Origin of the sequence: Pseudomonas sp. 21LCFQ010 (assembly GCF_024129905.1) — a bacterium.
In the GTDB taxonomy this organism is placed as follows: domain Bacteria; phylum Pseudomonadota; class Gammaproteobacteria; order Pseudomonadales; family Pseudomonadaceae; genus Aquipseudomonas.
This window is the reverse complement of the sequence record NZ_JAMYDZ010000029.1, coordinates 1-12,207: the sequence shown is the minus strand read 5'-3', so window position 1 is coordinate 12,207 and position 12,207 is coordinate 1. Positions and strand designations below refer to the sequence as shown.

The 12,207-nt window shown below is 59.9% G+C and carries 15 protein-coding genes and 1 other RNA gene; 8 read left to right on the top strand and 8 right to left on the bottom strand.

What is annotated here, in order from left to right; translation table 11 throughout:
- Positions 1 to 24: 24 nt before the first annotated feature.
- From NJC38_RS24540 to NJC38_RS24520, 5 genes are all read right to left on the bottom strand, one after another.
- Positions 25 to 1,026, bottom strand: coding sequence for an extracellular solute-binding protein (locus NJC38_RS24540; protein ID WP_253117446.1), 1,002 nt, complete (start codon positions 1,024 to 1,026; stop codon positions 25 to 27).
- Between the two features lie 118 nt (positions 1,027 to 1,144).
- Complete coding sequence (locus tag NJC38_RS24535; RefSeq protein ID WP_045484757.1) at positions 1,145 to 2,365, bottom strand: 2-octaprenyl-3-methyl-6-methoxy-1,4-benzoquinol hydroxylase; 1,221 nt, start codon at positions 2,363 to 2,365, stop codon at positions 1,145 to 1,147.
- Between the two features lie 37 nt (positions 2,366 to 2,402).
- Entirely contained in the window at positions 2,403 to 3,590 is a 1,188-nt protein-coding gene (gene ubiH / locus NJC38_RS24530) for a 2-octaprenyl-6-methoxyphenyl hydroxylase (protein ID WP_253117443.1), read from the bottom strand.
- Positions 3,587 to 4,921, bottom strand: a complete 1,335-nt coding sequence (gene pepP, locus NJC38_RS24525; RefSeq protein ID WP_253117522.1) for a Xaa-Pro aminopeptidase — start codon at positions 4,919 to 4,921, stop codon at positions 3,587 to 3,589. The genes ubiH and pepP overlap by 4 nt, the downstream gene beginning before the upstream one ends.
- A 70-nt stretch (positions 4,922 to 4,991) precedes the next feature.
- Positions 4,992 to 5,552 (bottom strand): YecA family protein, encoded by a 561-nt coding sequence (locus NJC38_RS24520; protein ID WP_253117441.1) that lies wholly within the window; start codon positions 5,550 to 5,552, stop codon positions 4,992 to 4,994.
- Between the two features lie 317 nt (positions 5,553 to 5,869).
- Here NJC38_RS24520 and NJC38_RS24515 point away from each other — a divergent pair, with 317 nt between their 5' ends.
- The 4 genes from NJC38_RS24515 to NJC38_RS24500 all read left to right on the top strand — a co-directional run bounded on the left by NJC38_RS24515 (position 5,870) and on the right by NJC38_RS24500 (position 7,292).
- Positions 5,870 to 6,079, top strand: coding sequence for a TIGR02449 family protein (locus tag NJC38_RS24515; protein WP_045484768.1), 210 nt, complete (start codon positions 5,870 to 5,872; stop codon positions 6,077 to 6,079).
- Positions 6,076 to 6,405 (top strand): cell division protein ZapA, encoded by a 330-nt coding sequence (locus tag NJC38_RS24510; RefSeq protein ID WP_045484771.1) that lies wholly within the window; start codon positions 6,076 to 6,078, stop codon positions 6,403 to 6,405. Before NJC38_RS24515 ends, NJC38_RS24510 begins: the two co-directional genes overlap by 4 nt.
- 30 nt (positions 6,406 to 6,435) lie before the next feature.
- Positions 6,436 to 6,613: non-coding RNA, 6S RNA (gene ssrS, locus NJC38_RS24505), on the top strand.
- Between the two features lie 76 nt (positions 6,614 to 6,689).
- Positions 6,690 to 7,292, top strand: a complete 603-nt coding sequence (locus NJC38_RS24500; RefSeq protein ID WP_045484774.1) for a 5-formyltetrahydrofolate cyclo-ligase — start codon at positions 6,690 to 6,692, stop codon at positions 7,290 to 7,292.
- Between the two features lie 9 nt (positions 7,293 to 7,301).
- Here NJC38_RS24500 and NJC38_RS24495 read toward each other — a convergent pair whose 3' ends face one another.
- Positions 7,302 to 7,457, bottom strand: a complete 156-nt coding sequence (locus NJC38_RS24495) for a hypothetical protein (RefSeq protein ID WP_144403210.1) — start codon at positions 7,455 to 7,457, stop codon at positions 7,302 to 7,304.
- 182 nt (positions 7,458 to 7,639) lie between these two features.
- On the opposite strand from NJC38_RS24495, the gene NJC38_RS24490 reads away from it, so the two are divergent.
- A complete protein-coding gene (locus NJC38_RS24490; protein WP_253117440.1) occupies positions 7,640 to 8,089 on the top strand; it encodes an EVE domain-containing protein in 450 nt (149 codons plus the stop codon).
- On the opposite strand, the gene NJC38_RS24485 is transcribed toward NJC38_RS24490, so the two are convergent.
- A complete protein-coding gene (locus NJC38_RS24485) occupies positions 8,090 to 8,500 on the bottom strand; it encodes a flagellar basal body-associated protein FliL (RefSeq protein WP_045484780.1) in 411 nt (136 codons plus the stop codon). It lies immediately after the preceding gene.
- Positions 8,501 to 9,004: 504 nt separating this feature from the next.
- Here NJC38_RS24485 and NJC38_RS24480 point away from each other — a divergent pair.
- The 3 genes from NJC38_RS24480 to NJC38_RS24470 are packed head-to-tail and all read left to right on the top strand — an operon-like array spanning position 9,005 to position 12,051.
- Entirely contained in the window at positions 9,005 to 10,930 is a 1,926-nt protein-coding gene (locus tag NJC38_RS24480; RefSeq protein WP_253117439.1) for an S-type pyocin domain-containing protein, read from the top strand.
- Positions 10,914 to 11,198, top strand: coding sequence for a bacteriocin immunity protein (locus NJC38_RS24475; RefSeq protein ID WP_253117438.1), 285 nt, complete (start codon positions 10,914 to 10,916; stop codon positions 11,196 to 11,198). The genes NJC38_RS24480 and NJC38_RS24475 overlap by 17 nt, the downstream gene beginning before the upstream one ends.
- Before the next feature lie 43 nt (positions 11,199 to 11,241).
- Entirely contained in the window at positions 11,242 to 12,051 is an 810-nt protein-coding gene (locus NJC38_RS24470) for a hypothetical protein (RefSeq protein WP_253117437.1), read from the top strand.
- Between the two features lie 19 nt (positions 12,052 to 12,070).
- On the opposite strand, the gene NJC38_RS24465 is transcribed toward NJC38_RS24470, so the two are convergent.
- Positions 12,071 to 12,187 carry a zinc ribbon domain-containing protein gene (locus NJC38_RS24465; RefSeq protein WP_253117521.1) on the bottom strand — a complete coding sequence of 39 codons (117 nt, stop codon included), beginning with the start codon at positions 12,185 to 12,187 and terminating at the stop codon, positions 12,071 to 12,073.
- Positions 12,188 to 12,207: the final 20 nt, after the last annotated feature.

The window sequence follows — 12,207 nt, the reverse complement described above, 5'->3', positions numbered from 1 at the left end:
GCCGTGAACAGGGCAGGTATTAAATCAATTCCAGCCCACACGATCCATCATGCGAATGGCTTCGGCCTGGCGCTTGCCAGCCACTTCCACCGGGATGGTGTCGGCCTTGAACGAACCCCAACTGGCGACTTCTGCGCTTGGCGGCACGTTCGGGTTGGCCGGGAACTCCTGGTTGACCCCGGCGAAGATCGCCTGGGCTTCGGGGCCGGTCATCCATTCGACCAACGCTTTGGCGGCCTCTGGATGCGGCGCGTGTTTGGTCAGGCCGATGCCTGACAGGTTGACGTGCACGCCACGGTCGGCCTGGTTGGGCCAGAACAGCTTGACCGCCAGTTGCGGGTTCTGCGCGTGCAGACGACCGTAGTAGTAGGTGTTGACGATACCGGCATCGCATTGCCCGGCATTGATCGCCTCCAGCACCGCGATATCGTCAGAGAACACGTCAGTGGACAGGTTGTTGACCCAGCCCTTGAGCACTTTCTCGGCCGCTTCGGCACCGTGGGTCTCGATCAGCGTGGCCGTCAGCGACTGGTTATAGACCTTCTTGCCGGTGCGCAGGCACAGGCGGCCTTCCCAGTTCTTGTCGGCCAGTGCTTCGTAGGTGCTCAGCTCTTCGGGCTTGACCCGGTCAGTGGAGTAGGCAATGGTTCGCGCGCGCAGGCTCAAGCCGGTCCAGGCATGGGCCGAGGAGCGATACTGCGCAGGAATATTGGCGTCGATCACCGGTGTGCTGAAGGGTTGCAGAATGCCCATCTGCTCGGCTTGCCAGAGGTTGCCGGCATCAACGGTCAGCAACAGGTCGGCCACGCCGTTCTCGCCTTCGGCCTTGATGCGCTGCATCAACGGCGCTTCCTTGTCGGTGATGAACTTGACCTTGACGCCGGTCTTGGCGGTGTAGGCGTCGAAAACAGGCTTGATCAACTCATCGATCCGCGATGAATACACCACCACCTCGTCGGCCGCCTGGGCGGCACCGCCGAGCAGGGTCAGTGTCAGGGCAGCCATAAAACGCTTGCTTGCCTGCATGAAAAAAGCCTCTGGTTTCGAATACAAGGGCGAAATGGTAGTGAATCCCATTAAGCACCTCAATCGAACACCCTCCTGAGGAGTAACAGAATGTTACAGAAGTGGGTAATAGGCTGACTCAGATTTTCGCCAGTTCCGGCATTTCGCCTGACAGCCCTAAAGCCTCACGGACGAACAACGCCTTGACCTCAGGCAAATCGTTGACCACCTTCAAGCCGGTATTGCGCAGCCAGCGCAGCGGCAAAGGGTCAGCCTGGAACAACCGCTGGAAGCCTTCCATCGCTGCCATCAGGCTCAGATTGTGGGGCATGCGGCGCCGCTCGTAGCGGGCCAGCACACGCTCATCAGCGAGGTTCTCGCCACGCTCGACGGCATGCAACAGCACCTCGGCCAGCACCGCTGCATCCAGCAACCCCAGGTTCACGCCCTGCCCGGCCAACGGATGAATGGTATGCGCGGCATCGCCGATCAACGCCAGGCCACGGGACACATAACGCTTGGCATGACGCTGACGCAGCGGCACACACAGCCGCGGGTCGGTGCCCAGCACACTGCCCAGACGACCTTCAAAGGCCCGCTCCAGCTCGGCACAGAAGGTCGCGCTGTCCAGCGCCATCAGGCGCTCGGCCTCCAGCGGGGTCACCGACCAGACAATCGAACACCAGTGTTCGCCCTCACGCTGCAACGGCAGGAATGCCAGCGGGCCGTCATCGGTAAAGCGCTGCCAGGCCGTACGGTGATGAGACTCGGCAGTGCGCACGCTGGTGACAATGGCGTGGTGCAGGTAATCCCACTCACGGGTCGGCGTACCGCTCAGGCGGCGGATGGCCGAATGCGCCCCGTCAGCGCCCACGACCAGCGGCGCGCGCAACTGGCGGCCATCAGCCAGGGTCAGCAGCCAGTCGTCGCCAGAGTGACGCAGCTGCTCCAGACGGGCTTCGCCCAACAGGCCGATGTCGCTGTCGTGCAGCCGCTCCAGCAAGGCGTCCTGCACCACCCGGTTTTCGACGATATGGCCCAGCACGTCAGCGTGCACACTGGAGGCACTGAAGTGAATCTGCCCGGTGCCGCTGCCGTCCCAGACGTGCATCTGCCCATAGGGGCTCAGGCGCCGGGCAACGATACCGTCCCAGGCGCCCAGGCGTTGCAGAATCCGCTGACTGGCCGCTGACAGCGCGCTGACCCGCGGTTCAAACGAGGCTTGCGGGTCAAAGGGTTTGACACTCAGCGAGCCACCATCGACCACCAGCACGTCCAGGCCGCTGCCTTGCAGCGCCAGGGCAAGGGCACTGCCGACCATACCGGCTCCGACGATCAGCACATCCGCGCGGGTTTCCATGGTTCAGATCACTCTCGCTTGAATCTTGGGGTAAAGGTTACGCATCGGAGCGGGTTCCCAGGCCCATGGCCTGGCGGGCAAACCAGCGCTTGGCCGGCGGCAGCAGATCCAGGCCCAACAGGCCCAGATTGCGCCCGGTAGTGACCACCGCACGGGTGCTGCCAAACAGCCGGGTGACCTTGTCGGAGAAACCGACGGTCAGTTGCTGATCCAGTTGCTGGTGCTCGCGGTAGCGTTGCAGCGTCGCCAGGTCACCGGGCGCCTGAGCGCTTTGCAGCAGGGTCTGGGCCAGGGCGTCGGCATCGCGCAATGACAGGTTGAAACCTTGCCCGGCAATCGGATGCAGGCTGTGCGCGGCGTTGCCCAGCACCACCAGATGCGAACGAACCTGCTCGTCGGCTTCGACCAGTGTCAGCGGGTACACATGCCGCGCGCCGACCTGACACAGCTTGCCCAGGCGATAGCCGAAGGCTTGCTGCAACTCGGCCAGAAAGCTGCGATCGTCGAGCGCGGCCAGGCGCCGGGCATCGTCACCGGTGCGGGTCCAGACCAGCGCACAGCGGTTTTCCGGCAGCGGCAGCAAGGCCATGGGGCCTTGCTCGGTGAACCGCTCGAACGCCTGCCCGCAATGTGCTTCGCCGGGGGTGATGTTGGCGATCAGCGCGGTCTGCCCGTACGGTCGCTGACGGACACTGATGCCCAGTTGCTCGCGCAGGCTGGAACGCCCGCCATCGGCCAGCACGGCCAGGTCGCATTCGAGTTCGGATTCGTCACTCAGGGCCAACCGAAAGCCCTGGTCGATCGCCTGCATCTTCTGCACTTCAGCAGGTACGCGCCAACTGACCACGTCACGGTCCAGCGCCTGCCACAGGCACTGGCCCAGCCAGGCGTTTTCGGCCACGTAACCGAGTGCCGGAACACCTTCTTCAAGGGCCGACAACCGCGTAGCGCCGAAACGCCCACGGTCGGAGACCTGGATCTGCAGGATCGGCTCGGCACGTCGGGCAATCTCTTGCCACACACCCAGCCGTTCATAGATGCGCCGGGCGCCAAACGATAAGGCTGACGAGCGTGCGTCATAGCTTGGCTGAAAGGTGTCACCCGGCGCGAACGGCTCGATCAGGACGATCTTCCAGCCGCGCTCGCGGGCGCCGGCCTGCAGGGCCAGGGCCAGGCTCGCACCGACCAGCCCGCCGCCGACGATGGCCAGATTGAACCGGCTCATGCCGCCACCGCTTTGGCAGCGGCCATCAGTGCCTCGATCTCGGCCACGGTTCTGGGCACATCACCGGTAAGGATTTCACAGCCCTGCCGGGTCACCACCACATCGTCTTCGATTCGCACGCCGATCCCTCGCCATTTCTTCGCCACGTTCTTGTTGTCCGCTGCGATATAGATTCCCGGTTCAACGGTCAGTGCCATGCCCACTTCGAGTACCCGCCATTCGCCGCCGACCTTGTAGTCGCCGACATCATGCACATCCATGCCCAGCCAGTGACCGGCGCGGTGCATGTAGAACGCCTTGTAGGCGCCATCCTCGATCAGTTGCCCGACATCGCCCTGCAGCAAGCCCAGCTCCACCAGCCCGGCGGTGATGACCTGCACCGTAGCCTCATGGGCCTGGTTCCAGTGTTTGCCCGGACCAATGGCCTCGAAAGCCGCCTGCTGGGCCTTGAGCACCAGTTCATAAATCGCTTTCTGCTCTGCGCTGAACACACCGCTGACCGGAAAGGTCCGGGTGATGTCACTGGCATAGCAGTCGATCTCGCAACCGGCATCGATCAGCACCAGATCGCCGTTTTTCAGCGGCGCGCTGTTTTCCTGGTAGTGCAGGATGCAGGCGTTGCGTCCAGACGCGACAATCGAACCATAAGCCGGCATCCGCGCACCGCCCTTGCGAAACTCGTACTCAAGCTCCGCTTCCAGACTGAACTCGTACAACCCGGCCTGCGCAGCCTGCATCGCTCGGACATGGGCACGGGCCGAGACCTGCGCCGCGTAGCGCATGACTTTGACCTCGGCTGCCGATTTATACAGGCGCATGTCATGCAGCAGGTGATCCAGGGCAACGAATTCGTTGGGCGGCTGGGCGCCGAGATGCGCCTTGGAACGGATGCTGTTGATCCACTCCATCAGGTGACGGTCGAACTCGGCATTGCTGCCCATCGCCGAGTACACCCGATCGCGGCCTTCGATCAGCCCCGGCAGGATGTCGTCGATGTCATTGATCGGAAAAGCGTCATCCGCGCCGTAATCACGAATCGCCCCTTCCTGGCCGGCGCGCAGCCCGTCCCACAGCTCCCGTTCGGGGTTGCGCTCGCGGCAGAACAGCACGTACTCACCGTACTCACGGCCGGGTATCAGCACTACCACCGCTTCGGGCTCAGGAAAGCCGCTCAGGTACTGAAAGTCGCTGTCCTGGCGATACACATGCTCAACATCGCGATTGCGGATCACCACGGCTGCGGCGGGCAGGATGGCGATGCTGTTGGGCTCCATCTGCTCCATCAGAGCCTTGCGGCGCCGGGCATATTCGGATTTCGGGATGTGGATCATCGGCAAGGGGCATCTCCCGGTGAGGCGTGCCGGCCGCAACATTGGCGGCGGCGGCAGCGCAGAGTGGGAATCAGTGCAGGGACGGCTTGGGCTGCGGCTGGGCAGCGTCTGTTTTGGCGCACTCGGAGAACAGCAGCAGCGGCGCCACGCGCAGATACTCCATGACTTCCATGTAGTCGCTTTCGCCGTCTTCGGACTCTTCCAGCGCGTCCTGGACCTGAGCGATGGCCGCCAGGTCCTGCAGCACTTCAGTGGCCTCGATACTCAGAACCCGCTCGCCAGCCGCCAGGCCAAAGCCCGACAGAAAACCCTGGCACCACTGACCGAGAGCGCCGGCACGTTCGGCCAGCGGTTCATCGTCGCCCGGCAGCAACAGCACAACGGTCATGTCTTCGCCGCTCAGTTCGCCCTTGACCATTTCCTGCAGGCCAATCAGCGCCTGGCGCACGTTGTCTTGCGGCTCGGTCTCCAGCAGTATCGAAGCATCGGCAAACCAGCCTTCGCTATCAAAACCGGCGCCGGCGCAACTGCGGCCCAATAACAGGCCATGCAGCTCGGCAGGAGAAACCGGATGACCGGCGCTGCTCAACAAGGTGGCGAAAGCTTTGTACGGAGAATTTGTCGTGGGCATGGGTAGCTGGTCGCCAAACGGCGCAATGTCTAGAATGAAGGCCTTGTATCGTAGGGGCTGTTAGCGTTTGAGCACAAGCTGAAAGCCCCAAGGGGCCACCTCTAAAAACTGCCTGCGTTGTCATCGCGGCGTTAAAAACAGGCTCGGCATGCTCATTTACAACCCGTAAACTCGGCTGCCTCGCCTGTTTTTGCCCTGCGTTGACTGCCTCGCCTACATTTTTAGAGGCACCCCAAAGTACCCGAGTACAGGTTTGTCGACCCGGCGCTCCCGACCCTGAGCCGCGCCGCTCATCAGAAAGTAATCAGTAGGGACCCATGACAGACGCCGACCTGCAAGCACTGATGAACCGGCTGGAGCTGTTGCTCGAACGTGTCGAGCAACTAAAAGGCCAAAATGCGTTCCTATTAGCTCAGGAGAAGACCTGGCGCGAGGAACGCGCCCACCTCATCGAAAAGAACGAAATCGCCCGGCAGAAGGTCGAGTCACTGATTTCGCGCCTCAAGGCCCTGGAGCAAGACTCATGAGCAACGGCAACAGCGTCACTGTCCAAATCCTCGATAAGGAATATTCGATCATCTGCCCTCAGGAAGAGCGCACCAACCTGATCGGCGCCGCCCGCTACCTGGACGGCAAGATGCGCGAAATCCGCAGCAGCGGCAAGGTGATCGGCGCTGACCGCATCGCAGTGATGGCGGCCCTCAATATCACCCATGACCTGCTGCACAAGCAGAATCTGCCCGACCTGCAGGTCAATGGCTCGACCCGTGAACAGGTCCGTGACCTGCTCGAACGCGTTGACCTGGCCCTCGCCAACGACGCACCGGCCACAGCCGATTCGTCACGGAGCTGAATATTTCGTAACGTTTCTGTATACTTGCGCCGCTCCCTGAAGTGTTTGCCAGTCGGTCATGTCCCTGAGCCGATACGCACAACCACGGGGGTTGCACGTGGGGTTGGTGTGCATGTCCGCTCGACGGAAAGCCTTAAAACCCCCTGTAATCTCCACCTTGAACTTTCGGGTTCAAGGGCTACACCGACAGCGGCTCGTTGGGGAGTCCCATTTTCTGCCATGGCTGCCAAAGCGATGGTTTGCCTTCCTCGTGCCTGGGGATCTGCCTGCATGACGTCCCGTTCATGACCAGCGCCACAGCGCTGACCCGCCCGCAGTTACGCCGCCAGTTGCGCAAAGCGCGCCGCGCCCTGAGCCGCAGCCAGCAACGCGAAGCGGCCCGCAATCTGTATCGACAACTGGCCCAGCATCCGCTATTTCGCCGTGCCCGACACATCTCGCTGTATCTGGCCAATGACGGAGAAATCGACCCCCGCTACCTGCTGCAGGCCGCCCAGCGCCGTGGCAAGGCCACTTACCTGCCGGTACTCGATGCCTGGCCGCGAACCAAAATGGTCTTCCAGCGCGTGCGTCGCGGCGAGGCGTTCAAGCCCAACCGTTTCCGCATTCCCGAGCCGCGCATCAATCGCGCGAAACAACGCCGGATCTGGGCGCTTGACCTGATCCTGATGCCGCTGGTGGGGTTCGATGAACACGGTGGACGGCTGGGCATGGGCGGCGGCTTCTATGACCGCAGCCTGGCCTACCGCAGCCGCCGCCAGACCTGGCGCAAGCCGACGCTGCTGGGCCTGGCCCATGAATGTCAGAAAGTCGAGCGGCTGGCACTGGCCAGTTGGGACATCCCGCTGCTGGGGACGGTGTCGGACAAGCGCTGGTATCTGGCGTGAGCGGAAGGGTCAGTTGTTGCGACCCGGCACCTTCTGCTTCTGCTGGGTAATTTCTACAGGCGCATCAGGCTTGCTGGCCCAGAGACTTTGCGCGTAGCCGGTGGTGACAATACCCAAGCCGAAGACGATGACGAGAATCCAGAGAAGATCCGGCTTGCGTTTCATTGATTGCCCTCCTGCAGCGAATCAATACGTTGTCAGCAACGGGTACAGAACGGCCGTGCAACAGCGGTGACGAAAAAAGGTGCGGCATTTTGCGATAACGTGAACGAGTACGCAAATCCTGACGTCAACCGGCTGTCGGTTTTGTGATCACCTTGTTTTTCTTTGTAACAGGAGTATGCAACGTGGCCTATTGGCTGATGAAGTCCGAGCCCGACGAGTTCTCGATCAGCGACCTGCAGCGCCTGGGCACGGCGCGCTGGGACGGGGTACGCAACTACCAGGCACGCAACTTCCTGCGCGCCATGGCCGAGGGCGACTCATTCTTTTTCTACCATTCCAGTTGCCCGCAACCGGGCATTGCCGGGATCGGCACCATCACCCGCACGGCCTACCCGGACCCGACGGCGCTGGACCCGGACAGCCACTACTTCGATGCCAAGGCCAATGCGGACAAGAATCCGTGGAGCGCTATCGAAGTGAGCTTCGAAGCGATCTTCCCCAACGTGTTGGGGCTGGACTTTCTCAAACAGCAAAGCGCGCTGGAACAGCTGCCTCTGGTACAGAAAGGCAGCCGCCTGTCGGTGATGCCAGTGACCGCCGAGCAGTGGGCGGCGGTCCTGGCCTTGCGCTGATTACTGGGCGATCAGGTTGTTGAACAGCAGGTCTTCCACGATCGGCTTGCCCTCTTCGGTGGTCAGCACCTGCTGGACCTGCTTGAGGGCTTCCTGGCGCAGCGCCTCCTTGGCCTCGGCCGAACTCATGCTCTCGACCGTCTGCTGCGAGAACAGCGCCACCAGCTGGTTGCGGATCAAGGCGTCATTGCGCTTGACCGCAGTCTGCGCATCGGCGCCGGTGACCCGCACGGCAATATCGGCCTTGTAAACGCGCAGCTTCGGACCGCCATCGAGCGCGTAATTGCCCACAAAGGGCGGCGCCAGGCTCACATAAGCCGGCTTGGGCGCGGCATCTTCTTCCTTCTTCTCTTCAGCCTGCGCCAGGGCAGGCAGCGACAGAGCCAGCAACATCAAGATCCACGCTTTCACAATCCACTCCTTCAATTCGTGTGCACCGCGATTGTCCGGCAACTTTCCTGCGGAGGAAAGCGACGCCGGCATCCGGCTGACAGCCTCTCGCCGACAGGCCTATGGCCTGAACAACGCTTGTGCAGAGCATATCGGCCGCTGAGGGAAAAGGAATAGCCCCCAGAGCCTGGTGGCGTCGGCGAAGGCGTCATGCCCGCCGCCAACATAGCAACGGCCTGAACCTGTTCAGCGGCTGAATAGGAGTCCTGGCGGCAGGGTCAATTCGTCCTTTGGAAGGTAAGGGGCAACTTTTGATTGTCGAGGCACGTGTCGTAGAACCGTCGTTAAAGTGCAGAAAAGGGCAACTTAAGCAAGAGCAATCAATAACCCAGACACAGATAAAACAACCATTTACCACCCACACAATTAAGCCAAACAAAAAAGAAAAACGACCAACAATATAGATATATACCACCTCAACAACCTGAAAATAACCAACGTAGCCATACAACCAAGGAGAACTGTATGGCTACAAGGATAAAGAGGCAGACCAATACATTGCACGATACAACCACCGGAACGGTAAATATCGTTCACGGTAGTGCATCCAAACCACAGAACATCGGTTTTTTTGACAGGAGTTTTACCAATACCGGCTCATCGCGCCGCCGCAAGCGGCGTAGACGCTTGCACGCCCGCGCCAGGCAGGCTGCCTTGGCAAAAGCCGCAGCCGAGGCTCAAGCCACAGCGCAAGCAGAAAGCCAAGCGCAACATGAGGCGCAACTACGCGCACAAGCCGCCGAGCATGCCCGTACCGAAGCAGAGAACCGCACCAGGGCAGAACGTGAGCAGGCCTATCGACACACCATCAACACCCTTGCTCAAGCGCAACACTCGCTTCAGGCAGATCTCGCAAAGCGTTACACCCAAGCAGCATCAGCTCAAGCAGCGATGCTGCATGGGGAGGTCGTATCGAACATTGAGCCACTGACCGGCAATCCAACCGGACAACAACTGGCTGACCTGATCCTGCAGGAAAAAGCCCGCATCAACGACCTGCTCGCCCAGAAAAGCAACGAGCTGGAAAAGCGCAGCCTTGAAACCCTGGCTCAGGCCGAAGCCTTGGCGGCCACGACCACGCAACGATACAGAGATTATCTGGAGTCACGCAGCCACGGGGATGCCGCCCTTGCGCAGCAAGCTCACCAAGCCTGGAGTCAGGCTACCGACAACGTGCAGGAATCAAAGCTGCTTGCCGATGCGATTGTATTGCTCGAACAGCAGTCCGTAGCGCTTTCCGAACGCCATGCGCTGCTCACACAACCCGACACGCCCGCTACACCACCATCTAAAGACCCGGCACCGACTGACTTCAGCGCCGACCGTCTCTGGTCTGCGGTTGGTGCCTCCGGCTCGCCCTCGACCCTTCCCGCACCGTCTGACACTCTGGAAAAAGCCCGGCAGGTTGCCAGAAATATCTTTCTCAAAACCGCTGCCGACGTATTGAAAAGATACCCTGCTGTTGCTTTGGCACTCTACTCGCCGTCCCTGGCAGATGCACAACGGCCTTCATCAACCATCGCAACGCCGGTCTCGCAGCTCAATCTGCCGCATCCTGTGGACCTCGGCTATGTCGCCAGCGTCAACGGCAGCATTGATGTACCGCATCGTCTGGCCATGGTCGACGACGGGCAGCAACCTGTCGCCAGGTGGGTCGCTACAGATGGCGTAGCTGTCGGCACTAAAGTTCGTGTACGACATTTCACCTACAACGCCCAGAACAAGACCTACGAGTTCATTCGTGACGGCGACACCACACCGGCACTGGTGTGGACTCCAATAGAACAACCTGCAGACAGCTCCACAAGCTTTCCAGGCCAGAAACCATTACTGCCAGCCGACCCAGGCACTGATGTATCGCCACAGGAAGGCTGGCTAGAAGACCTGCCAGGCTTCGCCAACGACGACCCAGATGACTACATCCTCGTCTTCCCGCCAGGTTCGGGGCTACCTGACACGTATGTTCTTTTCAAGAGTCCGCGAGATCTCCCAGGAACTGCCACGGGTTATGGCAAGCCTGTGACAGGGACCTGGTTAGGCGAGAGTGCCAGTAAGCACGGCTCACCAATCCCAGCACATATTGCAAATCAGATAAGGGGACAGGAGTTCAAGAGCTTCGGAAAGTTTAGAGAGGCTGTATGGGCGGCAATTTCTAGAGATGTTGAAATCCGAACACAGTTCGCAAGACGAAACACTGTGCAATTAGATCGAGGAAGATCACCGTTCACAATAGAAGCGGATCAGGTTGGGGGACGTATGCGATTTGAAATGCATCATGTAATAGAAATTGCAAAAGGCGGTGCCGTTTACGACATTGATAATATTGTTATCGTAACACCCAAAAGGCACATCCAGATTCACAGGGGAGACAAGAATGAAAAACAAAACTAAATTCGAAGATTACACCGAAGCGGAATTCCTAAATTTCCTTGAATTGCTCTGCTCAAACCCCACAGATATCAGCGATGAAGAATTCGAGCTTCGCACCAACAGAATGGTCAGCCATTTTAAAGAGGTCACCGAACACCCCGCCGGGTCCGACGTGATCTTCTATCCAGAAGAAGGTCAGGAAGACAGCCCCGAAGGCATGCTCAAGACCGTCAAGGAATGGCGTGAAAAAAATGGAAAGCCGGGCTTTCGCAAACCTGATGCCCATTGATAGCCCATAACGCCCACTACACTAAATCGAACAGGACGGCCCCATGAACGAGTTCAATCAGCACCTTCATCAGCTCCCCGATTTTCTGCAGCAGGATCTGGCGGCGCACGTAGGCAACACCGCTGGTCTTGCGGCATCCCAGATTGTTGCCCGATACCGAAGCAGTGCGCAGCATCTGGTCACCAGCCGCTATGCCGGGCTACTTCCGCAGGATATCAATGACGCCAGGCTTTACCTCAGCCACATGCCTTATGACAAAGAGAATATCGAGAACTATCTCAAATTCAGGCAACAAGGCTTTGTAGGCATAGGTTTCTCAGCAGAGGTCCATAACGCTCACTTCATACTGGAGTCCAATCGTTTTCTGATGGACTTCGTACACCGTACCGCAGCGGTAGAAGTGCGCCTGGCGGAGCAGGAACGACTGACTGCCCAGCGCCAGGCCGAAGAGGCGGCTCGCCAACATGCCCAGCGGATGGCAGAGGAAGCCGCACGCCGTTTGGCACAGCAACAGGCAGAAGAAGCCGCCCGAGAGTTGGTCAGGCGTCAGATTGAGGAAGCCAAGCAGCGCGCTCAACATGAGGTGGAAGAAGCCGCCCGCAAGCTTGCCCAGCAGAAGGCTGAGCAAGAGACACTGCGAGCAACAACGATGCCCATCATCCCGGCTTCATCAATCGAGCTGATTTTCGGCCCTCAGGCCACTGCCGATGTCACGACTGCAATGGCGACGCTGAAGAGCAGTATTGATCAAGCGATCACTGTCTTTTCCGAAACAATCCGTCCTCATGCGGCCCATTTGCAAGACCCGAACTTCCAGAACTTGCTGGAGTTGAGCGGTGCTGAACGACACTAACCTTGACATCCTCCCCGCCCTAAAGGGCGGGGATTCCCACAATTGGACGCTCATGCCCGAGCGCGAGAATGTTCTTTGCGGCGTTGACGTCGCGGTCGTGGGTGGCACCGCACCCACAACAAGTCCATTCCCTTATTCCAAGCCCTGCGATACCTC

Bases quoted from the DNA above. Each gene is read 5' to 3' on its own strand.
- NJC38_RS24540 (WP_253117446.1), bottom strand. From the start codon at position 1,026: ATGCAGGCAAGCAAGCGTTTTATGGCTGCCCTGACACTGACCCTGCTC.
- NJC38_RS24535 (WP_045484757.1), bottom strand. From the start codon at position 2,365: ATGGAAACCCGCGCGGATGTGCTGATCGTCGGAGCCGGTATGGTCGGC.
- ubiH (WP_253117443.1), bottom strand. From the start codon at position 3,590: ATGAGCCGGTTCAATCTGGCCATCGTCGGCGGCGGGCTGGTCGGTGCG.
- pepP (WP_253117522.1), bottom strand. From the start codon at position 4,921: ATGATCCACATCCCGAAATCCGAATATGCCCGGCGCCGCAAGGCTCTG.
- NJC38_RS24520 (WP_253117441.1), bottom strand. From the start codon at position 5,552: ATGCCCACGACAAATTCTCCGTACAAAGCTTTCGCCACCTTGTTGAGC.
- NJC38_RS24515 (WP_045484768.1), top strand. From the start codon at position 5,870: ATGACAGACGCCGACCTGCAAGCACTGATGAACCGGCTGGAGCTGTTG.
- NJC38_RS24510 (WP_045484771.1), top strand. From the start codon at position 6,076: ATGAGCAACGGCAACAGCGTCACTGTCCAAATCCTCGATAAGGAATAT.
- NJC38_RS24500 (WP_045484774.1), top strand. From the start codon at position 6,690: ATGACCAGCGCCACAGCGCTGACCCGCCCGCAGTTACGCCGCCAGTTG.
- NJC38_RS24495 (WP_144403210.1), bottom strand. From the start codon at position 7,457: ATGAAACGCAAGCCGGATCTTCTCTGGATTCTCGTCATCGTCTTCGGC.
- NJC38_RS24480 (WP_253117439.1), top strand. From the start codon at position 9,005: ATGGCTACAAGGATAAAGAGGCAGACCAATACATTGCACGATACAACC.
- NJC38_RS24475 (WP_253117438.1), top strand. From the start codon at position 10,914: ATGAAAAACAAAACTAAATTCGAAGATTACACCGAAGCGGAATTCCTA.
- NJC38_RS24470 (WP_253117437.1), top strand. From the start codon at position 11,242: ATGAACGAGTTCAATCAGCACCTTCATCAGCTCCCCGATTTTCTGCAG.